A 20957-nucleotide genomic window follows, 5' to 3' on the forward strand; every position below is an offset into this window, starting at 1 on the left:
GGCCGGCCGCCCCTAGGCTGCTGCCGTGACCACGACCGCGGCCCGCGCCGCCCTCGACCTGACGGCCGGCCTCCCGGTGGCGGACCTGGAGGGCCTCTACCGCGATCTGCACCGTCACCCCGAGCTGTCCCTGCACGAGCACCGCACCGCCGGGAAGCTGGCCGGACGGCTGCGCGGCGCCGGGTTCGAGACCGCGGAGGGCGTCGGCGGCACCGGGGTCGTGGGCCGGCTGCGCAACGGGGACGGGCCGACGGTGCTGCTACGGGCCGACATGGACGCGCTGCCGGTGCAGGAGGCCACCGGGCTGCCGTACGCCTCCACCGCGGCCGGGGTGATGCACGCCTGCGGGCACGATCTGCACGTCACCTGGCTCACCGGGGCCGCCGAGGCGCTGGCCGCCGGGCGGGACGCCTGGAACGGCACCCTGCTGGTCGTCGGCCAGCCCGCGGAGGAGACCGGGCAGGGCGCGGCCCGGATGGTCGCCGACGGGCTGTACGAGCGGTTCGGCCGCCCGGACACGCTGCTCGGCCAGCACGCGGCGCCGGGACCGGCGGGCCTGTACCCGCACGTGCCGGGGCTGATCATGTCGGCGTCCACGGACGTGGACATCGTGGTGCACGGCCGTGGCGGCCACGGCTCCCGGCCGGAGGCGACCGTGGACCCGGTGGTGACCGCCGCGCACCTGGTCACCCGGCTCCAGACGGTGGTCTCCCGGGAGATCGCCGCGGGCGAGTCCGCCGTGCTGACCGTGGGCCGCATCGAGGCGGGCAGCCGGCACAACATCATTCCCGCCGAGGCGCGCATCGCGCTGAACCTGCGCACCCAGTCCGAGCCGGTCCGGCAGCGGATGCTGGCCGCCGTCCGGCGCATCGCGCTCGGCGAGTGCCTGGCGTCGGGCTGCCCCCGCGAGCCCGAGGTGACCGTCGGCAGCACCTTCCCGATGACCGTCAACGACGCCGGCGCCGACGCCGCGGTGGCCGCCGTGCACGGCGAGGTGTTCGGCGCGGGCACGGTGTTCGACCCGGGCCCGGCGATGGGCAGTGAGGACTTCCCGCAGCTGGCGCTCGGCGCGATCCCGTACGCGTACTGGTTCGTGACGACCACCCCGGCCGAGGTGTGGGAGCAGGCGCCCGGCGAGACACTGCCGGAGAAGCTGGCGGCGGTGCCGAGCAACCACAGCCCGCACTTCGCACCCGATCTGTCCACGGTCGCCCCCGGTGTCCGGACCCTGGTGTCGGGGGCGCTCGCTTTTTTGTCAGTGGCATGACCTAGAGTTCGCGGCCTAGTCTTCACCCATCCGCCACACGGCTCACCGGGGACTCGCACAAAAGCCGTGCTCAGGCGCCCTTTCACCATTCGTTCCGGGGGGTTCGAATCAGCGTGCGTATGCGCACCCTCACCGCCGCCACCACCCTGGCGGTCCTCTTCAGCTCGGCGGCCCTGACCGCCACTCCGGCCTTCGCCGACACCAGCAGGATCCTGCCGGTCAAGTCGACCGGCGACGTCGTGGCCGACGGGACCCACAAGAAGGTCTTCGTCAGCGACCCGGACAACGGCAAGATCGTCGTCACCGACTGGACCGGCACGGTCGTCCAGCAGCTGACCTCGCTGCCGGGGGTCACCGACCTCGAACTGTCGGCCGACTCGAACACCGTGTACGCGGCCGTGCCCAAGAGCGGCGCGATCGTCGCCTTCGACACGGCCACCGGGGCCGAGACCGCCCGCTGGTCCGTGGGCCCCAACCCCGTCTCCCTGACGCTGACGGACGACAAGCTGTGGTTCGGCTACGGCACCGCCGAGTCGGGCGGCAACATCGGCTCGATCGATCTCGCCGACCCCGAGCACAAGGTGTCCCTGGCGCTGGACGCGCAGAGCCCGTGGTTCTCCGCACCGATGGTGGACGGTGCCCAGGGCGTGCTCGTCGCGGGCATGGCCGTGCAGAGCCCGGCCGAACTGGCCGTGTACGACACCTCGTCCGGCACCCTCACCCGCACCGCCCACACCGACGTGGAGGGCGGCAACATGCGGGAGCTGGCCGTCACGCCCGACGGCAAGGACGTCGTGGTGGCCAGCGGCTCGCCCTACTACCAGGCCGTCTACCGGACCTCGGACCTGACGGCCGACGGCCAGTACCCGACCAACGCCTACCCGAACGCGGTGGACATCGCCCCGGACGGCTCGGTCGCGGCGGGCATCGACGGCGCGTACGAGCCCGACGTGTACGTCTTCAAGCCGGGCTCGCACACCTCGGTGCGCGAGTACGACTTCCCGTCCACCACCACGGGCGGCAACGCCGACCTGCTCGCCGACGGCTCCCTCGCCTGGGCGCCCGACGGCTCCCGCCTGTTCGCGGTGTCGCACAACTACGAGGGCGTCCACCGCCTGCGCGTCCTCGACGCGCCCACCAAGGCGGCCACGACCGTCAAGGTCGACGCCCCCACCAGCGCCACCCGCGCCAAGAAGCTCACCGTCAAGGGCAAGGTGACCGCCAGGGCCGCCTTCCCGGCCGGGACGAAGCTGACCGTCACCCGTACCGACCTGGACTCCCCGAAGGGCAAGACGCTTCCCTCGGTCACCGCCAAGGCGGACGGCACCTTCTCCTTCACCGACACCCCGCCGGCCGGCGGCAAGGTGAAGTACACGGTGGCCTACGCGGGCGACGCCGACCACGCGGCGGGCTCCGGCTCCGACTCCGTGGACGTCTCGCGCGCCAGGACGACCCTCACGGTGAACAACGACGGCAAGGTCTACTCGTACGGCAAGGACGTCAAGTTCACGGCCCACCTCGGGAAGACCTACAAGAACCGCACGGTGGAGATCTGGGCCGACCCGTTCGGCGGCGACAAGCCGAACAAGCGGGTGAAGTCCGGCAAGGTCGACTCGCACGGCAACCTGTCGGTCACCCTGGACCTGAAGCGGGACACCAAGGTCACCGCGAAGTTCGCCGGCGACTCCCGGTACAGGTCCGCCTCGGCGACCGGCACGGTCGGCGCCAAGGTGAGCGTGTCCACCTCGGTGAGCAACCACTACAAGGCGAAGTACACGTGGAACCACACGTACTACTTCTTCCACAAGTCCAAGAACCCGCTGATCACGACGAAGATGTCGTACTACAAGGGCCGCAAGCAGAAGTTCGAGTTCGAGGTGTACTACCAGGGCAAGTGGTACCCGGGCGAGCCGGACTACTTCGCGGTGCGCGCCGACGGGGTCTCCCGGGTGCAGATCACCGGAAACCACGGCCAGGACGTCGGCTGGCGCTTCCGGGTCCGCTCGTCGTACATCAACGGCTCCTCCGGTGACACCGTGAACTCCACGACGCACGGCGCCTGGAAGTACTTCACCTTCACCGGCTGAGGCCTACTGGGCCTGGAGCTGCCGCAGCTGCCGCTGGACGTTCTCCAGCGCGCCGCTGCGGCGCCCCGGCACCCGCCGCCTCAACTCCGCGAGCGCGGGCCCGAGTTCACGGGCCCGCGCCGTTTCCCCGATACGGGTCCACTGGTGGTGCGCGCGATCGACGGCCGCCTCCACCGCGCCGCCGTCCGCGGCCTGCCCGGCGGCCAGCCGCACCTCGGCGACCCCCAGCCAGGCCCGGCAGCTGCGCGCCGCGTCCCCGGCGAACATCGCGAGGTCCGCCCGCACCTCCATCCAGTGCAGGGCGTCCTCGGAGGCCGCCCCCCGCGCCCGTACGGCCGCCTGCTCGTGGTGCGCGGCGAGCGCGTCGGCCTCGGTGTGCCGCCCGGCCTGAACAGCGGCGCTGATGGCGGCGTGCGGATCCACCGCCTGTTGGGAGGGGACACCACCGGGCACGGGAGGACGGGGGCGCTCGGGCCGGTACGGGGGTCCGGCGGCCGGCCCCCCGGAGCTCGCCAGGACCAGGTCCCGGCCCGGGCTCGACTCGGCGATCCGCGCCATCGCCCGCTCGTGCAGCTCGGGCAGCGGCGGCCGGTGCCCGCTGCGCAGCAGCGTCGCCACCGCCTTCATGTACGCCGGCTCGGCCGGACCCCGGCGGCCGGACGCCCGCGCCGGGGCGATGCGACCGTGAACGGTGGTGGTCGGACCCGAGTCCAGCCCGCGCTCGGCGACGAACCGCCAGGCCTCGGCGTCCGCGTGCAGATCGAGGACGAGCGCGGTCTGCGCCGCCGAACGCAACCGCAGCTCCTCACGGATCCAGTGCCAGGGCAGCGCGGTGTAGCGGACGGTGGCCGGGGTGGTGCGGGCGAGCGCCAGGTGCGGCAGACGCTGCCGCTTGTCCAGCTGGAGCTGGCCGGTGAGGTACACGGTGAGCGGGCCGGGGGCGGCCGCGGCGGCCCGCAGCCGGGTGAGCACGGCCTGCGGCTCCAGCGGGTCGGCGAGTTCCACCACGTTGGCGGTGTCGGTGCCGGACAGCACGGACGGGACGACGGCGGCCAGCACCGGCAGCACGGCGGCCGCGTCCACCAGTCGGCCCCGGCCCAGTGGCGAGGCCGCGAGCAGCAGCACGGTTCCGGGCATCGGCCCTCCCCCTGTAGACCTGTGATCCGCGGACCCCGTGGTTCCTCGGATGCGCTCTCCAGCCAGCACCGTAGCCGCTGCTGCTGCAAACGTGCGCCTCAGGTCGGTGAACGTCCCCGTTCGGGGGCTTCCCCCACCGGTTCCGGCAGCCGCCGCACCGCGAACACCGTGGTGTCGTCCGCCAGTCGGCCGCGGCTGTGCCGCAGCACCCCGTCGCGGACCTTGCGGACCAGGCGCCCGGGTTCGGCGCGGCGCGGGTCGGCGGTCACCGCGCGGTCGACCTCGCGGGCCAGCGGATAGAAGAGGCCGGGTTCGTCGCGGGCCTCGGTCACCCCGTCGGTGACCAGCAGCAGGGTCTCGTCGGCGGCGAGCGGCACCCGGTGCAGCGGCGGCAGACGGCCCGTGAGGTCGCCGAGGCCGAGCGGGACCCCGTCACCGCTGGGCAGCTCCCGGACCCCGCGCGGGCCGACGGCGAGCGGGGGTTCGTGGCCGAAGTTGACGACCTCGACCGCGTCCCGGACGTCGTCGTGGAAGCCGATCAGCACGGCCGTGGCGAAGCGGTCGCGGTCGCCGCGGCCGAGCGCGGCGGTGTGGGAGCGGTGCCGGACCATCCGGTTCTCCAGCCGGGCGGCGACGGCGGTGAGGTCCTGCTCGTAGTAGCCGGCCTCGCGGAAGGTGCCGAGCAGCGCGGCGGCGGTCTCCACCGCGCCGAGGCCCTTGCCCTGCACGTCACCGACGAGGACCCGGGTGCCGTGCGGGCCGGGCTGGATGTCGTAGAAGTCGCCGCCGACGCGCGCGTCGACGTCGGCGGCCAGGTAGACGCCCGCGTGCTCCAGGCCGGCCCAGCGTGACGGCAGCGGGCGCAGCACGGTGCGGCGGGTGGTCTCGGCGATGTCCTGGATGTGCAGGATCTGCTTCTCGCGGCGCACCCGCACCGCGCTGGCGAGGGTGGCCAGCAGGCCGCCGAGGGCGACCAGCAGGAAGTCGGCGAGACCGGCCTTGTACTGGTCGGGCCAGGCGTCGTCGACGCCGACGTACGTCACGACCGACACCAGGCTGAAGGCGGCCGTCGTCCACACCCCGCAGATCGCGGCGGCGATGCCGGGAACCAGGACGATCCAGGAGATGATCCGGAACTGTTCGACCGTGTTGAAGTCGAGAAGCACGATGCCGATGAGCAGCAGCAGCGGCACCACCCAGGCGATGCTCCGGCCGCGTACCCGCAGCAGCTGGCGCCGCCGCCGTCCGTACTCCATCCGCGTCACGGCGGGCAGCTCTCCATGTCCTTCAGACAAACACGGGAGACATCCGGTCGCATCCGGGCACCCGTCACCCGCCTGGCCGACTTGCCAGGCCGTGCCCCCAGGTGTGCATTGGAGACCGGGGGCGAGGAGAGAGAGGAGCGCTCTCATGGCTCATGCGGCACCCGCGCCCGGCGGGCAGGTCCCGGCCATCAGGTACCGGCCACCCGATGTGTTCAGCGAGCGGACGCACGCGATGGCGAGGTGGCTGCTGCCCGCGGTGCTCGGCCTGATCTACGGCTACTGGGCCGCGGCCAACGTCCGCTACGGCGGCCCCATCACCGGCATGAACGTGCTGTTCGGCCTCGTGACCGGCTTCGTGTTCTTCGCCGTCTTCCGGGCCCTGGAGACGTTCGCGGCGCGCATGCGGCGCGAGGTGCACGCGTTCCTGTGGGCGGCCTTCACGGGCATCGCGGTCGGCTTCCTGTACAGCCTGAGCAACCACGGCCACTCCATCCTGGGGTCCGCGGGTCTCGGCCTCGCGTTCGCCGTGCCCACGTTCGTGGTGATGTTCTACCGCTACTACACGCGCGAGGACGCGGCGGGCAACCGCATCCGCTGAACCCGACGCACGCGCGTGGGCCCCGGCCGGATTCCGGCCGGGGCCCACGCACTCCCCTGTTTCACCACCCGTCCCACCAGCACCAGGAAACACCCGTTCGGGGGAACCCTCCACCGGAGAGCGGAAGCCCCCGGGCCGGTCGCCGTACGGAACCCCGGGCGAAACCCGATGACACCCGTCCGCCGCCGAGGTCCGCCCGAATGCAGTCCTCCCGCTCGCGGGCGGACCTCCCGGGCCTTTGCCTGGACGTGTGCCCCCACGCCTCCGGAGCGCCCTGTCGACCGTACTGATCACCCTGTCCTGCCTCCTCGTGCCGTTCGGCGCGCTGGCGGCATGGGCGTCGTACGCGCTCGCCGACACGGGCCGGTACGTCACCGCGATGGCCCCGCTCGCCGCCGACCCGGACGTGCGGGAGGCAGTCGCGGACACGGTCGGGGACGGCATCCTGCGCGCGGTGGACGAGCACCTGGACGTCCGCCCGGTGCGCGGCTCGGTCCGCCCGTTCGTACGCGACGCGGTGCGCTCCTTCACCCAGACGCAGGCGTTCCGGCTCGCCTGGGACACCGGCAACCGGGTCACCCACGACGCGGTGCTGCGCGCCCTGCGCGAGGGGGACGAACGCGATGTCACCGTCGACCTCGCACCCGTCACCGCCCAGGTGAAGCAACAGCTCACCCATGACCACGTACCGCTCGCCCAGCGCATCCCGGTGGAGCACACCGCGGTCGCCGTGCTGCCCGCGGGCGAACTGTCCGCACTGCGGAAGGGGTTCCACGTGCTCGAAGTCGCCGGTTTCTGGCTGCCGGTGGCGGCCGTGGCGTTCGCCGTGTGCGGCATCGGCCTGGCCGTCCACCGCCGCCGGGCCGTCACCGCGACCGCGCTGGGCACGGCCCTGGGCGGTGGCCTGCTCGCCGCGGCCCTCGCCGTCGGCCGCAGCCTGACCCTCGCGGACCTGCCGCCCGACGTGCCGCACCCGGCCGCCGGCGCGGTCTACGACGCCCTCACCGGCACCCTGCGCACGGTCGCCTGGCTGCTGCTCGGCCTCGGCCTGGCGGCGGCCCTCACCGCCTGGCTCACCCGGTACCTCCCTCCGGCCCGCGCCGCGCGACGCCGGCCAGAGTCGCCAGCGCCCGCGTCAGCTCCGGCTCGGACGCCGACGCGAGCCCGAGTCTGACCGCGTCCGGCGTACGGCCGGGGTCGACCGAGAACGCCGTACCGGGCGTGACGGCGATCCCGTGGGCCAGCGCGGCGGCCGTGAACGTGTCCGCCCGCCACGGGGCGGGCAGCTCCCACCAGGCGAAATAGGCCGCCGGATCGGACCGGACGGCGAACCCGGCCAGCTCCCGGGCGACCAGTCGCTGCCGGCGCCGGGCGTCCTGTCGCCTGGCCGCCACCAGTCGGTCCACGGTCCCGTCCGCGATCCACCGCACGGCCGCCTCCAGCGCGAACCCGCCCGCGCTCCACCCGCCGGACCGCACGGCACGCGCCACCGCCCCGGCGCGCCCCTCGGGTACGACGACGAAGCCGACGGTCAGCCCCGGTGCGACCCGCTTGGACAGCCCGTCGACGAGATGGACGAGATCCGGCGCGAGCGAGGCGAGCGGGGTCGCGCCGCCCGGATGCAGGAAGGACCAGATCCGGTCCTCGACCACCGGTATCCCCAACCTGTGGACGGTGTCGGCCAGTTGGGCGAGCCGTCCGGGGCTCGTGGTCAGCGAGGTCGGGTTGTGCAGGGTCGGCTGGAGGTAGAGCGCGGACAGCGGGGCGCCGCGGTGGGCCGTCGCGACGGACTCGGGCAGCGGTCCCTCCGCGTCCGTGGCGAGCGGCACGAGAGTGATGCCCAGCCGCCCCGCGATGTCCTTGACCAGCGGATACGTCAGCGCCTCCACCCCCACCCGACCGCCCGGCCGCACCAGCGAGGCGAGGGTCGCGGCGATCGCCTGCCGGGCGTTGCCGGTGAACAGGATCCGCGCGGCCGCCGACCGCAGACCCGCCTGGGCGAGCAGGGAGGCCACCGCCTCGCGGGCCGCCGGGGTGCCCGCGGCGGCGGCCGGCCGCAGCGCCTGCTCCAGCGCGTCCGGCCGCAGCAGCGGCGCGAGGGCCGCGGCCAGCAGCTCCGTCCGGCCCTCGGCGCCCGGGTAGTTGAGCTCCAGGTTCACGGGCGCGGCACCGGCCGCCTCGGCCAGAGCACGTCCCGGCTGGCCGTCCGGCTCAGTGGCCCGCACGAACGTGCCGCGGCCCACCTCGCCCACCACCAGTCCCCGGCGCACGAGTTCGGCGTACACCCGCCCCGCCGTGGAGGGCGCCATCCCGTGCCGCCGGGCGAACGCGCGCTGCGGCGGCAGCCGTTGGCCGGGCCGCAGCCGTCCACCGGCGATCTCCTCGGCGATCCGGTCGGCGATGCGCCGGTAGTCGTCCACACGTCCCCCTGTCCGTACCGGTGCCGGCGATTGCACCGAGAGCAAAGATCTTATTGCACCGAGCAGTTGAGGCACCTAGGGTCGATCACATGCCTCCCTTCCTCGCGTACGAGGACAAAGACCCCGGCGTGACGAACCGGGTACCCCTCGTCCTCGTCCACGGCCACCCCTTCGACCGCACGATGTGGCACCCGCAACTCGCGGAGTTCGCCACCGGCCGCCGGGTGATCGCCCCCGACCTGCGCGGCTACGGCGCCTCCCCGGTGACCCCCGGCACGGTCCCGCTCTCCCGCCACGCCCAGGACCTCGCCGACCTCCTGGACCTGCTGCGCGTGGACACCTTCGTCCTCGCCGGGCTGTCCATGGGCGGCCAGATCGCCATGGAGTGCCACGCCCGCTTCGGCGACCGGATCCGCGGCCTGGTCCTCGCCGACACCTTCCCCGACGCGGAGACCCCCGAGGGCAGGCGGAACCGCGCGGCGACGGCCGAGCGGCTGCTGGCCGAAGGCATGCGCGGCTACGCCGACGAGGTCCTGGAGAAGATGGTCGCGCCCTACGCGCACCCCGACGTCAAGGCCCATGTGCACCGCATGATGGCGGCCACCCCGCCCGAGGGTGCGGCGGCCGCCCTGCGCGGCCGCGCCGCACGCCCGGACTACCGGGACCTGCTGACCGGGGTGCGCGTGCCCGCGCTGGTCGTGGTCGGCGCCGACGACACCTACACCCCCGTCTCCGACGCCGAGGCCATGCACGCCGCCCTGCCCGACTCCGTCCTGCACGTCGTCGAGGGCGCCGCCCACCTGCCCAATCTGGAGCGGCCCGAGGAGTTCAACCGGGTCCTCGGGGACTTCCTGGCGCGCCTGGACGGGTGATCGTAGGCTCACCGTCGTGACCCGACGCCCCGGACGCAGGCCCGGCGCCTGGTGCGCCGGACTGCTGCTGGCCGGCGTGAGCGCGGTCGTCGGCTGCCGCGTGGCCGACACGGACGGCGTCACGCCCGTGCCCCAGCTCCTCGCCTTCCTGCCCTGGCTGCTGCTGCCCACCGGCTTCGCCCTGCTCTGCGCGCTGCTCGCGCGCTGGTGGACGGGCCTGGTCTGGGGGATCGCCGTCCTCGGCCTGTTCGCCTGGTACCTGGAGCCGTACGGCCGCACCGCCGAACCCGCCGGACCGCCCCTCGCCGCGTTCCGCGTGCTCACCTCGAACGTCGAGTTCGGGCGCGGCACCCCCGCGCTCGTCCCGGTCATCCGCGACCGGCGGCCGGACGTGGTGTTCGTGCAGGAGTGCGCGTACCGGTGCCAGGCCACGCTGGAGGCCGCATTCGCGGACACCTACCCGCACCGGCGGGCGGTGCGCGCGGCCGGCTCCCACGGCTCGCTGATCCTCAGCCGCTTCCCGCTCACCCCGGCCGCCGGCGTCGAGGGCACCATGGGCATGCCCGGCGCCGTCGCCGACGTGCGCGGTCACGCCGTACGCCTCCAGCTCGCCCACCCCATGCCCCCGCTGCCGCGGCAGCTCGGCCGGTGGCGCGGCGAACTCGGCGGGCTCCGCGCCTTCGCGGCCACCGGCAAGGACATCCCCACCGTCCTCGCCGGCGACTTCAACGCCTCCCAGGACCACGCGGCCTTCCGCCGCATCCTGGACACCGGCCTGGGCGACGCGGCCCGCCTCGACGGCCACGACCGCACACCCAGCTGGCCCTCGCGCACCGCCTCCGTCATCGGCGCCCAGATCGACCACGTCCTGGTCTCCCGGGACTTCGCCGCGACCGGCGCCCGCTTCCTGCGCGTCACCGGCACCGACCACCGCGCCCTCGTCGTCGATCTCACGCTCCACCAGGGCCGATGAGCCGCGGCGCCCCGCCCACCGGGACGCGGTCGCCATAATGTGCGCATGTCCCGAGAGTTCCCGATCGGCCTCACCCCTCCCGACTGGCTGGTCCGGAACCTCCAACCCCAGCAGGCCCCCGTCAACCGCGCCGCCGTCGCCCGCGCCGCACTCGCCATGGCCCTCCCCCTGGCGGCCGGCCTCGCCGCCGGCCGCCCGGAGTACGGCGCCCTCGCCTCCATGGGCGCCCTGTCCGGCGTGATCGGCGACACCGCCGACGCCTACCGCATGCGCATCCTCAACATCGCCGTACCGCAGCTCTTCGGCGCGGTGGGCGTCACCCTGGGCACGCTGGTGTACGGGCACGGCTGGTACGCGGTGGCCGTCGTCACCGCGGTCGCCCTGGTGTCCGGCATGATCTCGACGATCGGCGCGGTCGCCTCGGTCTCCGGCCTGCTGCTCCTGCTGAACTGCGTGGTGGGCGCCGGCCTCCCGCTGCCCTCCCCCTGGTGGCTGGCCCCGGTCCTGATGACCGGCGGCGGCCTCCTGGTCCTGCTGCTCGCCCTGCTGGCCTGGCCATTGCGCTCGGGCGTGCCCGAACGGGCGGCGGTCGCCGACACCTACCGCACGACGGCGGCCCTCCTCGCCGCCTCCGGCACGGACCGCACCGAGGAGTACGACGAGGCCCGCCGCGCCGTCACCCAGTCCCTCAACCAGTCCTACGACCTGATCCTGGCCCGGCGCGCCCGCCATCACGGCCGCAGCCCCGAACTGACCCGGATGCTGGCCCAGTTGAACGCGATCACCCCGGTGATCGAGGCGGCTCCCGCGGCCCACCTGGCGGGCCGGCCCCTCCCGCCGGAGACCGCGCGGGCGCTGCACCACCTGGCCCACGCCGTCGAGACGGGCCACACCGGCCCGACAGCCCTCGCCCTCCCGGTCCCGACCACCGAGACCGGTCGGGCGGTGGACCACGCCCTGCGCCACGCGGCCGACGTCGTGGCCGTGCCCGACGTCGACCCCCGCGGCATCGACGACCGCCTCGGCCGCCCCGCTGCCCTAGGCATCCGCGCGGCCCGCGCCGCCCGCAACGTCGTCCTGTCGGCGAACTCCTGGCGCTACGGCCTGCGCCTCGCGCTGTGCATCGGCATCGCGCAGTCCCTCGTCTCCCTGGTCCCCGTCGCCCGCTCCTACTGGGTCGCCCTCACCATCACCTTCGTCCTCAAGCCGGACTTCGGCTCGGTCTTCTCCCGCGCCCTGCTGCGCGCCGTCGGCACGGTGGCCGGCCTGGTCGTCGCGGCGGTCGTCCTGGCGGCGGTGCCCGAGGGCTGGGGGGACGTCGCGGTCATGCTCGTCCTGGCGCCGCTGATCCCGGCGCTGACCCCGCGCGGTTACGGCTACCAGACGGCCGCCATCACCCCGGCGATCCTGCTGCTCTCCGACATCCTCAACCACCAGGGGACGGCCCTGCTGCTCCCTAGGCTCGCCGACTCGCTCCTCGGCTGCGCCATCGCGCTCGTCGCCGGCTACCTCCTGTGGCCGGAGAGCTGGCACACCCGCGTCGGCGACCGACTCGCGGACGCGGTCGCGGACACGGCGGCCTACGTGGAGGGGGCGTTCGGCACGGACACCGAGCCGGCCGCCCGGGCCCGGATGCGCCGCCGCCTCTACCGTGACCTGTCCGTCGTCCGCACCGAGTTCCAGCGGGCCCTGACCGAGCCCCCGCCGACCGGGCGGCGCGCCGCCGCGTGGTGGCCCCTGGTCGTCGCCGTCGAACGGATCGTGGACGCGACGACGGCGGCCCGCGTCCGCGTCCGGCACGGGGCCGCGGCGCCGTCCACGACCGAGATCGCCCAGGTCACCCTGCAACTGCGGGAGCTTTCGAAGGGCGTTCGGAACGCGGAGACACTGGTCGCCGTCCGCACGGATCTCACCGGCCCCGCCGGCAGTGTCCTGGAGCCTCTGCGGCAGGAAATCGCGGCGGCACGGTCGATCGCGTCCCCCCACTGAGCGCTTCGCTAACCTTACGTGTCCGTCCTGGCCAGCGATCGACGGTTCAACTCACGCGAAGGGTTGCGAACATGGGCATTCTCACTCTCCTGCGGAACGCATTCGGCCGCTCACGCAAGGCACGAGCCACCGAGGCGGAGGGTGCGGAGCGACTTCCCACGCAGCCCCCGGCCACGGAGAGCCCGGCCGCGGAGCACACCGAGTCCGCCGCACCCGAGGCCGAGGCGACGGCCCCGGCACCGACCCCCGGGCCCGCCGCGGCCCCCTCGGAGACCCCCGAGATCCCCGAGCCCCGCCAGGCGGCCGACGCCACGCAGCACGACCTGGTGGCAGCGGCCTTCAACAACGTCCGGGTCCCCCGCCCCGCCGACCCCACGGACCAAGCCCCGCCCCACCCGGAGAACCCGCAGCCCGATCCGAAGGCGGAAGCCACGACGCCCGCCGAGGCGAAGCCCGAGGCAGAGACGTCGGCCGCGGCGCCGACCGAGGCGGAGACCAAGGCGGAGCCCGAGGCGAAGCCCGACACCGAGACGTCGGCCGCGGCGCCGACCGAGGCGGAGACCAAGGCGGAGCCCGAGGCGAAGCCCGACACCGAGACGTCGGCCGCGGCGCCGACCGAGGCGGAGCCCGAGGCAGAGGCCACGGCCGAGCCCGAGACGGAGGCCCCGGCCGAGGCCGAGGCGAAGGTCGAGGCGGAGCTCGCCGCTGCGGCTGAGGAAACGGCTCCGAGCGACGAAGAGCCTGAGACCAAGGCCGAGGCCGCGGCGGAGCCGACGGCGGCCACCCCGGCGGCAGCCGAGACCGAGGTCGAGGCCGCGACCGAGCCGACGGCGGAAGCAGAGGCTGCGACAGAGGCAAAGGCGGAGGCTGCGGAAGCTGCCGAGGCCGAGGCGGCAGCCGAACCGAAGAGCAAGCCCGAGACCAAGGCGAAGCGCACGGTCAAGGCGAAGCCCGCGGCCACGGCGCAGGCGGCCACCCCGGCGGAGGCGAAGCCCACGGTCGAGGAAGCTGCCGAGGCCAAGGCGGTAGCCGAGCCGAAGGCGAAGCCGAAGGCGAAGCCGAAGCCCGCCGCCGAGGCGGAGCCCGAGGTCGAGGTCGCGGAGCCGGCGGCCGCCGACGGCGAGATCGCCCCACAGGAGGCACCCGCGGCCGACGACGAGAGCCGCACGGGTGGTGCGGGTGGGAACACGGACGCCGAAGGCGAAGCCGAGGCGACCCCGGCACCGGCATCAGCTCCCGCACCGCAGGTGACCGCCACCCCCCTCGCCAAGGTCAGGTCCACCGCCCCCGCCCTGGCCACCGCCTACAAGGCCGCCACCACCACCCTCAAGAAGACCGACCTCACCGGCACCCGAGCGAAGCTCTACCTCGTGCTGGACCGCTCGGCGAGCATGCGCCCGTACTACAAGGACGGCTCGGCCCAGGCCCTCGCCGACCAGACCCTCGCCCTCGCCGCCCACCTGGACCCCGCGTCCACGGTCCACGTCGTCTTCTTCTCCACGGAGGTGGACGGCACCACCGACCTCACCCTCACCCCCGGGCACGAGACGAAGATCGACGACACCCACGCCGGCCTCGGCCGCATGGGCCGTACCAGCTACCACGCCGCCGTCGAGGCCGTACTCACCCACTACGAGAAGAACGAGACCCCCGGCACCCCCGCCCTCGTCGTGTTCCAGACCGACGGCGCCCCGGACGCCAAGACCCCGGCCACCCAGTCCCTCACCGAGGCCGCGGAGAAGCACCCCACCGTGTTCTTCTCCTTCGTCGCCTTCGGTGAGCACGACAACAAGGCCTTCGACTACCTCCGCAGGCTGAAGACCGGCAACACGTCCTTCTTCCACGCCGGCCCCACCCCCCGCGAGCTCACCGACGGGGAGCTCTACGAGGGCGTACTCGCCGACTGGCGTCCGTGACGCACGGCCGCACCGGCTGACGGTCACCGGGCCGCCCCTTCCCACCCTGCAAAACGGGAAGCGGGCGGCCCACCCGTCTCGGCTACCATTTCAAGGTTCGTAAAACAACCCGACCTGGGAGCAGCCCGCGATGGCTCGACACCTCATCACCAGCGCCCTTCCGTACATCAACGGGATCAAGCACCTGGGCAACATGGTGGGGTCCATGCTCCCGGCGGACGTGTACTCCCGCTATCTGCGCCAGCGCGGCCACGACGTGCTGTACATCTGCGCCACCGACGAGCACGGCACCCCGGCCGAGCTGGCCGCCAAGGAGCGGGGCCTGCCGGTGGACGAGTTCTGCGCCCAGGCGCACGACGCGCAGAAGGCGGTCTACGACGGCTTCGCGCTGGCCTTCGACTACTTCGGCCGCAGCTCCTCCGCGGAGAACCGGGACATCACCCAGCACTTCGCCCGCCGCCTCAACGAGAACGGCTTCATCGAGGAGCGGGCGATCCGCCAGGTGTACAGCCCGGCCGACGGCCGCTTCCTGCCGGACCGCTACGTCGAGGGCACCTGCCCGCACTGCGGCTACGACAAGGCCCGTGGCGACCAGTGCGAGAACTGCACCCGCGTCCTGGACCCGACCGACCTGATCAACCCGCGCTCGGCGATCTCCGGCTCCACGGACCTGGAGGTCCGCGAGACCAAGCACCTCTTCCTGCTCCAGTCGAAGCTGCAGCACGAGGTCGAGGAGTGGGTGGCCCGGCACGAGGACGACTGGCCGCAGCTCGCCTCCTCCATCGCCCGCAAGTGGCTGAACGAGGGCCTGCACGACCGGGCGATCACCCGTGACCTGGACTGGGGCGTACCGGTCCCCGCGGACACCTGGCCGGAGCTGGCGGCCGAGGGCAAGGTCTTCTACGTCTGGTTCGACGCCCCGATCGAGTACATCGGCGCGACGAAGGAGTGGGCGGACCAGGACCCGGAGAACCGCGACTGGAAGTCGTGGTGGTACGACGTCGACACCGACGTCCGCTACACGGAGTTCATGGCCAAGGACAACGTCCCCTTCCACACCGTGATGTTCCCGGCCACCGAGCTGGGCGTGCGCGAGCCGTGGAAGAAGGTCGACTACGTCAAGGCCTTCAACTGGCTGACGTACTACGGCGGCAAGTTCTCCACCTCGCAGAAGCGGGGCGTCTTCACCGACCAGGCCCTGGACATCCTGCCCGCGGACTACTGGCGGTACTTCCTGATCGCCAACGCCCCGGAGTCGGACGACTCGTCCTTCACCTGGGAGCACTTCACCGCCACGGTGAACAAGGACCTGGCCGACACCCTCGGCAACTTCGTCAACCGGGTGCTGTCCTTCTCCCGCAAGCGCTTCGGCGACGACGTCCCGGCGGGCGGCGCACCGGGCGAGGCGGAGGCGAAGCTGGGTGAGGAGATCGCGAAGCTCCTCGCCGAGTACGAGTCGCACATGGAGTCCCTCCAGTTCCGCAAGGCCGCCGCCGCCCTGCGTGCCCTGTGGTCGGCCGGCAACTCCTACCTGGAGGAGAAGGCCCCCTGGCTGGAGATCAAGACCGACAAGGACGGCGCGGCCCTCACCCTGCGCACCGCCATGAACCTGATCCATCTCTACGCGGTGGTCTCCGAGCCGTTCATCCCGGCCACCTCGGCGGCGATGCGCGGCGCCTTCGCGCTGACGGACGACACCGCGACCTGGGTCAGCGCCGACGAGGCGAAGTCCCTGGCCGCGGTCCCGGCCGGCACCCCGTTCACGGTCCCGCCGGTGCTGTTCGCCAAGCTCACCGAGGAGGACCTGGCGACGTACAAGGAGCGCTTCGGCGGCGAGGAAGGCTGACCCCCGACGACGTGACGTGCTCGCCCGCCGGCCGACGCCGGCGCGGCGAGCACGCGCGTTCCGCGGCCGGCCCGTTCAGGCCGCGTGCCCGAGCACGAGCGCCCCGACCACCGGTGCGGCGTAGACGAGCGGGAACGGGATGTGCGCGTACCACCGCGCCCGCGCCACGGTGATCGCCGCCCCGGCGAAGTAGGCCACCAGGCAGATCCCGGCCAGGACTCCGACGACCGGGACGAACAGCCCGGCCACCAGCCCCACGGCGCCGGCGGCCTTGGCCAGCCCCAGCCAGGTCCACCACGACTTCGGCACCCGGTAGTCCTCGAGCGCCTTCACGATCCACTGGGCCCGCATCAGCAGCACGGTCCCGGAGAAACCCGCCATGAGGGCGGCTACCAGGGTCACGACGACGGCGGCGACATGCATGAGAGGCTCCTGCGGGGGTGGGGTTCCGATGTGCGAACACCCCTCTGACACCGCCGGCGGGCCCGGTGTGACAGCGAGCGGAGATTTTTTTCCGCGGCCCTCCTGCGCGGTCCGGCACGCGCGACACCGGGCGGACACCGGGCGGGATGACCTCGCGCGCCGCGCCGCGTCTGGCAGAGTACGCATGCCGTGAACCTCTCCGAACCTCATCGTCGGCTCCTCGCGGACGTCGTCACGGCGGGCGGCCCCTACGGGCTGGTGCTCGCCGGTGGCCACGCCCTCCAGGCGCACGGTCTGCTGCATCGCCCGCACGCCAACCTCGACTTCGCCACGGAGAGCTCCGAGGCCCTGGACCGGATCGCCGGTGCCGTCGGCGCGGCGCTGGAGGCCAGGGGCCGGCAGGTGCGTCCCGGTCCGGCGGGCGTGCGCACCGCCCAGCTGACCGTCACCGACCCGCCCACCGGCGAACCCTGTGCCCTCGCGCTGCACAAGGAGGCCTTCTGGCAGCCGCCGGAGCTCACCGGCTACGGCCCGGCCCTCTCCGTCGAGGACGCCGTGGGCACGAAGATCCGCGCGCTGTACGACCGGGGCGCCGCCGTCGACCTCATCGACGCCCGTGCCGCCGCCGCCCGCTTCTCCCTGCCCGGCCTGGAGGAACTGGGCCGTCGGCACGCCCACGACCCCTTCGACCTGCCCACCCTGCAGTCCCGGCTGACCGGTACGGACTTCTACGCGGACCGGGAGTTCCTGCGGTACGGCCTGGCGGAACCGGACATCGCGGACCTGCGTGCCTGGGCCCAGCACTGGTCGGACGACATCGCCGAGCGGCTGCTGGAGGACGGTGCCAGTCCGGACGAGGAGCCCGAGCCCGGCACCGACGACTGAGAGCCCGCACCCGCGTCCCTCCCGGGCTCCCCTGCTGGACCAAGAGCTGCAAAGGACTGGTAAAGTCCGCTCACTTGGCGAGGGCGGGGGCCCTCGCGGGGAGGGAATCGCACGTGGGCAGACACGCCCCGAGACGGCGCGGCATAGCCGCGGCCGTCTCCTCGTTCGCGGTCGCCGTGGCGGCCGTATCCGTCGCCGTTCTTCCGGAGAGCGGCGCCTCGGCCGATCCGGCCGCCCCGGCGGCCGGCACCACCGAGATCACGCTGACCGACCCCGCCTCCACGCAGCCGCGCAGCGACCAGCCACTGGTCGCCGGGCCGAGCGGCTTCCTGCACCGGCAGAGCGGAATCTCCGGGTTCCTGTGGACGGACTACACCGACGGCACCACCGTGACCGTCCGCACCGCCGACGGCGTGTACACACCCGCGCCCGGCGGCAGCTGCGCGACCCTGGGCTCGACCCTCTGCCCGACGGCCTGGTACGGCACCGACGGCGACCTGGTCGCCCTGCCGTCGGCCGGGTCCGTGGCCCTGTGGGACCCGGCGACCCGGACCACGTCGGAGTTCACCTCCGACCAGCCCTACCGGGGGCTCGCCGGGCGGACCGTGATCACCGAGAAGGCTCTGTACGACCGCGTGGACGGCGCCTGGCGGTCCCGGGCCGTCACCCCGGCCGGCACACGGGTCACCTCGGGCATGATCACCGCGGCGGACGCGCACGGCGTGCTGTTCCGGGTCGCCACGGACCTGTACTACCTCGATCTCGACACGGCCGTCGCCACCAAGGCGTTCTCCGGTTCGGGCTCCCGTCCGGTCACCGTGCTGGGCGACGACCGGTTCGGCTGGTACGAGCCCGGCTCCGGCGACCTGCACCTCAAGCCGCGCACCGACCCGGGCGCGGACGAGCAGGTGATCGACCTGCCGTCGCCCGGTGCCGTGCTCGACGGTGCCCCGGTCCTCGTCGGCGACCGGCTGCTGCTGCCGCGGCACACCGGCACCGGCACCAGTGAACTGACCGCCGTCTCCCTGCGCGACGGCACCTCGCAGACCCTGCTGGCCGAGGCGGGCAAGTACCTGGTCCGCGCCTCCGGCGGCTCCGCCCTCGTCACCGGCGGCACCGAGGCCGGCGACTGGTGGGTCCGGCGGGCCGCCCAGGCCGCCGACGGCACGGTCGCCCTGGAGAAGCTGACGCAGGTCCCGGCCGTGGAGAACGCCAAGACGGGTCTCGCGCTCAGCCGGGGCGGTCTGCGCATCGCCGAGGACGACCCGAAGAGCACCATGGACACCACCTCGCTGCGCACGGTCGCCACGAACGGCGGTACGCAGCTGACCGCCTCCGCGCCGCAGGCCGGGGACCGGATCGCTCCGGTCTGCCCGTACGCGGGCGCCGACTGCTCGGCGCTCTGGGGCAACACCGGCGACGGGCCGCGCGACGTCTTCCTCACCACGTTCTACGATGGCGACGACGGCGGCACCGGGCTCGGCGACGCGGACCGGCTGGTCGCGATGAACGACGGCTCGTCCGACAGCACCCTGGAGTTCCGCACCGAGGGCGGCACGATCGTCGACGTCTCCGACAACTACGCGGTCTACAACTCCGGCGGCGCCTCCCCGGCGCAGTACGTCGGCGAGTTCGGGCAGGGGCAGCAGCTGAAGCGGTCGGTGCGCGCCGCCGCGCTGAACGGCTCGACCCTGTGGAGCGCCGCCACCACCGGCAAGCTCTCCTCGTACAGCCTGACCGGGAACCGCGCCCTGGCCACGGTCACCGTGCCCGGTCTCGGCTGTGTGCCGAGCGAGCTGCAGGCGGCGGGCCGCTGGGTGTACTGGGCGTGCGGCGACGGCTCCGCCGGTGTGTACGACACCAGGGCCGCCACCTCTCGCGCCGTGACCGGCGGTGACGTGCTGCTCGGCGACGGCTTCACGGTCCGCCACGACCACGACGCCGGCACCCTGGTGCTGACGGACGCGGCCACCGGCGCCGTCCGGGTGCTCGCCGGCGAGGTCGCCGACACCGGTCTCGCCGCGGACCGCCGCTTCAAGTGGACCGTGGACGAGTACACGGGCCTGGTCGCCTGGACCGACCCGTACGAGCGGACGCACCTCGCCACCACCGGCGTCGCGCCGTCGGCCGTGACGTCCTTCGAGACCGAGACGGACAGCTACGTGCAGCCGGGTTCGACGCCGTACTGGACGCAGGTGCTGCTGTCCCGCCCGGTCACGTCCTGGTCCCTGACGTTCACCTCGGTGCAGAGCGGCCCGGCCGGCAAGGCCACCCGCACCTTCACCGGCGGGGCGACCCGGGCCCAGGTGTCGGTGAGCTGGAACGGCAAGGCGGCGGACGGCACCCCGTTCCCGAACGGCGCGTACACCTGGTCCCTCAAGGCGACCGGAATCGGCACGAGCGGACCGGCGACGGCCGCCTCGGGCACGGGCTTCCTCGGCAGCGGGTCGGCCGTGCGCCACGACTTCGGCAGCCTGGACGGTCCGGACGGCCGGGGCGATCTGCTCACCCTGAACTCCTCGGGCGGCCTCACCTTCCAGTTCGGCACCGGCACCGGGAAGTTCAGCAGCAAGATCAGCGGCAGCGGATGGGCCACGAGCGTCCGGGCGGTCCCCTTCGGCGACCTCAGCGGCGACCGCTGCAACGACGTCCTCGTCCGGCTGAGCAGCGGCGCCCTGCGCCTGTACAAGCCGGGCTGCGGCAAGGCGGTCACCCCGAAGACGTCGTACACCACCCTCGCGAGCAGCGGCTGGACCCAGTACGACCTGCTGACCTCACCCGGTGACGTGAGCGGCGACGGGCGCCCGGACCTGGTCACCCGCACCGCCTCCACCGGCACCGTCTACCTCCACAAGGGCACGAGCACCGGCAAGCTCGCGGCCCGCGTGAAGCTGTACGACGACTGGAAGGGCTACAAGAAGGTCATCGGCGCCGGCGACCTGAACGGCGACGGCATCGGCGACCTCCTCGCCCAGGACAAGGCGAACACCCTCTACCGGTACGACGGCAGGGGCAACGGCACCTTCGCGGCACGCGTGAAGCTGTTCACCGCCTGGGGCGGCTCGTACGACGCGGTCGTCGGCGTCGGCGACATCACCGACGACGGGAGGGCGGACCTGGTCTCCCGCGACACCGGCGGGAACCTGTACCGCAACAACGGCGACGGCAAGGGCTCCTTCGGCGCCCGCACGAAGATCGCGACGGGCTGGGGCGGCTACAAGTCCCTGTCCTGAGCCCGGATGCGACGGGAAGGGCCCGGAACCGATCCCGGTTCCGGGC

The 20957-nt window shown here is 73.5% G+C and carries 15 protein-coding genes; 11 read left to right on the forward strand and 4 right to left on the reverse strand.

All coding sequences use genetic code 11. From position 1 onward, the window contains the following. Positions 1 to 25: 25 nt before the first annotated feature. Positions 26 to 1267, forward strand: a complete 1242-nt coding sequence (locus BLW57_RS19490) for an amidohydrolase (RefSeq protein ID WP_093476140.1) — start codon at positions 26 to 28, stop codon at positions 1265 to 1267. 119 nt (positions 1268 to 1386) lie between these two features. Next, positions 1387 to 3354, forward strand: coding sequence for an Ig-like domain repeat protein (locus BLW57_RS19495; RefSeq protein ID WP_371127799.1), 1968 nt, complete (start codon positions 1387 to 1389; stop codon positions 3352 to 3354). Between the two features lie 3 nt (positions 3355 to 3357). Here the strand turns inward: BLW57_RS19495 and BLW57_RS19500 are convergent, their stop codons facing one another. Together BLW57_RS19500 and BLW57_RS19505 are read right to left on the reverse strand one after the other, a co-directional pair. Then, on the reverse strand, positions 3358 to 4491 hold the full coding sequence (locus tag BLW57_RS19500; RefSeq protein WP_093476143.1) for a hypothetical protein: 1134 nt from the start codon (positions 4489 to 4491) through the stop codon (positions 3358 to 3360). Between the two features lie 98 nt (positions 4492 to 4589). Beyond that, positions 4590 to 5747, reverse strand: a complete 1158-nt coding sequence (locus BLW57_RS19505; protein ID WP_176985948.1) for a PP2C family protein-serine/threonine phosphatase — start codon at positions 5745 to 5747, stop codon at positions 4590 to 4592. A gap of 154 nt (positions 5748 to 5901) precedes the next feature. On the opposite strand from BLW57_RS19505, the gene BLW57_RS19510 reads away from it, so the two are divergent. Together BLW57_RS19510 and BLW57_RS19515 are read left to right on the forward strand one after the other, a co-directional pair. After that, positions 5902 to 6354, forward strand: coding sequence for a hypothetical protein (locus tag BLW57_RS19510; RefSeq protein WP_093476146.1), 453 nt, complete (start codon positions 5902 to 5904; stop codon positions 6352 to 6354). A 250-nt stretch (positions 6355 to 6604) separates the two neighbouring features. Then, the gene (locus BLW57_RS19515; RefSeq protein ID WP_093476147.1) at positions 6605 to 7528 is read left to right on the forward strand and encodes a hypothetical protein; all 924 of its coding nucleotides are present in this window, start codon (positions 6605 to 6607) and stop codon (positions 7526 to 7528) included. On the opposite strand, the gene BLW57_RS19520 is transcribed toward BLW57_RS19515, so the two are convergent. Further along, on the reverse strand, positions 7428 to 8774 hold the full coding sequence (locus BLW57_RS19520; RefSeq protein ID WP_093476149.1) for an aminotransferase-like domain-containing protein: 1347 nt from the start codon (positions 8772 to 8774) through the stop codon (positions 7428 to 7430). The genes BLW57_RS19515 and BLW57_RS19520 overlap by 101 nt on opposite strands. A gap of 89 nt (positions 8775 to 8863) precedes the next feature. On the opposite strand from BLW57_RS19520, the gene BLW57_RS19525 reads away from it, so the two are divergent. The 5 genes from BLW57_RS19525 (at position 8864) to metG (ending at position 16370) form a co-directional block, all read left to right on the forward strand. After that, on the forward strand, positions 8864 to 9646 hold the full coding sequence (locus BLW57_RS19525) for an alpha/beta fold hydrolase (RefSeq protein ID WP_093476150.1): 783 nt from the start codon (positions 8864 to 8866) through the stop codon (positions 9644 to 9646). A gap of 16 nt (positions 9647 to 9662) precedes the next feature. After that, on the forward strand, positions 9663 to 10619 hold the full coding sequence (locus BLW57_RS19530) for an endonuclease/exonuclease/phosphatase family protein (RefSeq protein ID WP_093476152.1): 957 nt from the start codon (positions 9663 to 9665) through the stop codon (positions 10617 to 10619). 45 nt (positions 10620 to 10664) lie between these two features. Further along, positions 10665 to 12608, forward strand: coding sequence for an FUSC family protein (locus BLW57_RS19535; protein ID WP_093476153.1), 1944 nt, complete (start codon positions 10665 to 10667; stop codon positions 12606 to 12608). Positions 12609 to 12679: 71 nt separating this feature from the next. Then, the gene (locus BLW57_RS19540) at positions 12680 to 14524 is read left to right on the forward strand and encodes a VWA domain-containing protein (RefSeq protein WP_093476155.1); all 1845 of its coding nucleotides are present in this window, start codon (positions 12680 to 12682) and stop codon (positions 14522 to 14524) included. Positions 14525 to 14654: 130 nt separating this feature from the next. After that, entirely contained in the window at positions 14655 to 16370 is a 1716-nt protein-coding gene (gene metG, locus BLW57_RS19545) for a methionine--tRNA ligase (RefSeq protein ID WP_093476157.1), read from the forward strand. Positions 16371 to 16445: 75 nt separating this feature from the next. Here the strand turns inward: metG and BLW57_RS19550 are convergent, their stop codons facing one another. Next, positions 16446 to 16793: a DoxX family protein gene (locus tag BLW57_RS19550; RefSeq protein WP_093476158.1), complete on the reverse strand. Its 348-nt coding sequence runs from the start codon at positions 16791 to 16793 to the stop codon at positions 16446 to 16448. Between the two features lie 189 nt (positions 16794 to 16982). Between BLW57_RS19550 and BLW57_RS19555 the strand changes: the two genes are divergently transcribed. Both BLW57_RS19555 and BLW57_RS19560 read left to right on the forward strand, forming a co-directional pair. After that, entirely contained in the window at positions 16983 to 17678 is a 696-nt protein-coding gene (locus BLW57_RS19555) for a nucleotidyl transferase AbiEii/AbiGii toxin family protein (RefSeq protein ID WP_093476160.1), read from the forward strand. Positions 17679 to 17791: 113 nt separating this feature from the next. After that, positions 17792 to 20911, forward strand: a complete 3120-nt coding sequence (locus BLW57_RS19560; protein ID WP_093476161.1) for an FG-GAP repeat domain-containing protein — start codon at positions 17792 to 17794, stop codon at positions 20909 to 20911. Positions 20912 to 20957 lie beyond the last annotated feature (46 nt).

This window comes from Streptomyces sp. 1222.5 (assembly GCF_900105245.1).
Classification (GTDB): domain Bacteria; phylum Actinomycetota; class Actinomycetes; order Streptomycetales; family Streptomycetaceae; genus Streptomyces; species Streptomyces albidocamelliae.

Excerpts from the sequence above, each read along its gene's own strand:
- metG (WP_093476157.1), top strand. The coding sequence starts at position 14,655 with ATGGCTCGACACCTCATCACCAGCGCCCTTCCGTACATCAACGGGATC.
- BLW57_RS19505 (WP_176985948.1), bottom strand. The coding sequence starts at position 5,747 with ATGGAGTACGGACGGCGGCGGCGCCAGCTGCTGCGGGTACGCGGCCGG.
- BLW57_RS19495 (WP_371127799.1), top strand. The coding sequence starts at position 1,387 with ATGCGCACCCTCACCGCCGCCACCACCCTGGCGGTCCTCTTCAGCTCG.
- BLW57_RS19525 (WP_093476150.1), top strand. The coding sequence starts at position 8,864 with ATGCCTCCCTTCCTCGCGTACGAGGACAAAGACCCCGGCGTGACGAAC.
- BLW57_RS19550 (WP_093476158.1), bottom strand. The coding sequence starts at position 16,793 with ATGCATGTCGCCGCCGTCGTCGTGACCCTGGTAGCCGCCCTCATGGCG.
- BLW57_RS19535 (WP_093476153.1), top strand. The coding sequence starts at position 10,665 with ATGTCCCGAGAGTTCCCGATCGGCCTCACCCCTCCCGACTGGCTGGTC.
- BLW57_RS19500 (WP_093476143.1), bottom strand. The coding sequence starts at position 4,491 with ATGCCCGGAACCGTGCTGCTGCTCGCGGCCTCGCCACTGGGCCGGGGC.
- BLW57_RS19510 (WP_093476146.1), top strand. The coding sequence starts at position 5,902 with ATGGCTCATGCGGCACCCGCGCCCGGCGGGCAGGTCCCGGCCATCAGG.
- BLW57_RS19540 (WP_093476155.1), top strand. The coding sequence starts at position 12,680 with ATGGGCATTCTCACTCTCCTGCGGAACGCATTCGGCCGCTCACGCAAG.